This is a genomic window from Rhodococcus sp. CX (assembly GCF_015865005.1).
Classification (GTDB): domain Bacteria; phylum Actinomycetota; class Actinomycetes; order Mycobacteriales; family Mycobacteriaceae; genus Rhodococcus.
In genome coordinates, this window is record NZ_JADZGH010000262.1 from 39,839 (window position 1) to 41,537 (window position 1,699).

2 protein-coding genes and 1 pseudogene are annotated in these 1,699 nt (G+C 68.7%); 2 read left to right on the forward strand and 1 reads right to left on the reverse strand.

Annotated features, from left to right (window positions below; all coding sequences use genetic code 11):
• Positions 1 to 266: pseudogene (locus I0Q12_RS29085) on the reverse strand (hypothetical protein); the annotation flags it as partial.
• A gap of 120 nt (positions 267 to 386) precedes the next feature.
• On the opposite strand from I0Q12_RS29085, the gene I0Q12_RS29090 reads away from it, so the two are divergent.
• The gene (locus tag I0Q12_RS29090) at positions 387 to 914 is read left to right on the forward strand and encodes a peptidylprolyl isomerase (protein ID WP_307846616.1); all 528 of its coding nucleotides are present in this window, start codon (positions 387 to 389) and stop codon (positions 912 to 914) included.
• Positions 915 to 925: 11 nt separating this feature from the next.
• A partial coding sequence (locus tag I0Q12_RS29095; RefSeq protein ID WP_231611664.1) for a rhomboid family intramembrane serine protease occupies positions 926 to 1,699 on the forward strand: 774 nt, incomplete at its 3' end.

The window sequence follows — 1,699 nt, forward strand, 5'->3', positions numbered from 1 at the left end:
GTGCCGTCGGTCGACGCCAACGCCACCACCCCGGCAGGAGAAGTACGACGCGTGCGACTCAGCACCGTCTTCGCAAGGTCCGCCGACCTGCGGGCCACGAGCCTTCCCGCACTCAGGGAACCGTACGCGAGCGCGAGCGCACCCTGACCCACCACCTGCAGTGCACCACCGAGGCTGGTCGATTCCTTCAGCGGATTCACGAGCAGCGGACGTGCGAGCGCGGTGTGGGATCCACCATGGCTTCCGGACTCTTTCGAACGCGTCATCGTTCCACTGTGACACAAGGTGCGACACAAGTTGCGACGGCACAACGAGGCCCGGCACGGGCGCGGCGCGCACTTCGGGCACTCCTCCCGCGCGAGATGTCCGGATGGCACGATGGAGAGGTGACTTCACCTCTTCAGACCGCCACCGCCACGCTGCACACCAACCGCGGCGACATCGTGATCTCGCTGTTCGGCAATCACGCTCCCAAGACCGTCGAGAACTTCGTCGGCCTGGCGCAGGGCACCAAGGAATACAAGACGCAGAACGCCAAGGGCGAGACCAGCGGTCCGTTCTACGACGGCGCGGTCTTCCACCGTGTCATCGACGGCTTCATGATCCAGGGCGGCGACCCGACCGGTACCGGCCGCGGCGGCCCGGGTTACCAGTTCGGCGACGAGTTCCACCCCGAGCTGCAGTTCGACCGTCCGTACCTGCTCGCCATGGCGAACGCCGGTCCGGGCACCAACGGCTCGCAGTTCTTCATCACCGTCGACCGCACGCCGCACCTCAACCGTCGCCACACCATCTTCGGTGAGGTCGTCGACGAGGCCTCGCGCAAGGTCGTCGACGCGATTGCGACGACCGCGACCGACCGGGCCGACCGCCCGCTCGACGCCGTCGTCATCGAAAGCATCACCATCGCCTGAGAAGGAACTCCATGACGAACCCCGGCTGGGGCCCGGCGGCCGAAGGGGGCGGCCGGACGCCCCAGCCGCGGTGCGTTCGCCATCCCGACCGTCCGACCCTGCTCTCCTGCACCCGCTGCGGCAGACCTGCCTGCCCCGACTGCCTGCGCGACGCGTCGGTCGGACAACAGTGTGTGGACTGCGTCGCCGCAGCCCGTAGCGCCACCCCGCAGGCCCGCACCGTCGCCGGTGCCCCCGTGCGCAACGCGCATCCGACGCCGCTGGTCACCTACATCCTCATCGGACTGAACGTCCTGGTCTTCGCGATCACGGCCGCGCAGTCGTCGAGCGTGATGAACAACCAGCTGCGGTCCGGCCTGTTCCGCGACCTCGCGTTGTGGCCGCCGATGATCGCGGGCAACGACGAATACCTGCGGCTGCTCGGCAGCGGTTTCCTGCACTTCGGCCCGATCCACCTCGCGGTCAACATGTTCGCCCTGTGGGTGATCGGCCGCGACACCGAGATCGTGCTCGGTCGCTCCCGCTACCTCGCCGTGTACCTGCTGTCGTTGCTCGGCGGCTCCGCGGCGGTCGTGCTGATGCAGACCGATGCGGTCACCGCCGGCGCGTCCGGCGCCGTGTTCGGGCTCATGGGCGCGCAGGCCGTCATCCTGCTGCGGTTGCGGCGCAGCCCCGCGCCGGTGCTCACCGTCGTCGCCCTCAACGTGTTCATCAGCATCACCATCCCCGGCATCTCCCTGTGGGGACATCTCGGCGGCCTGGTGATCGGTGCCGCGGCGACCGCG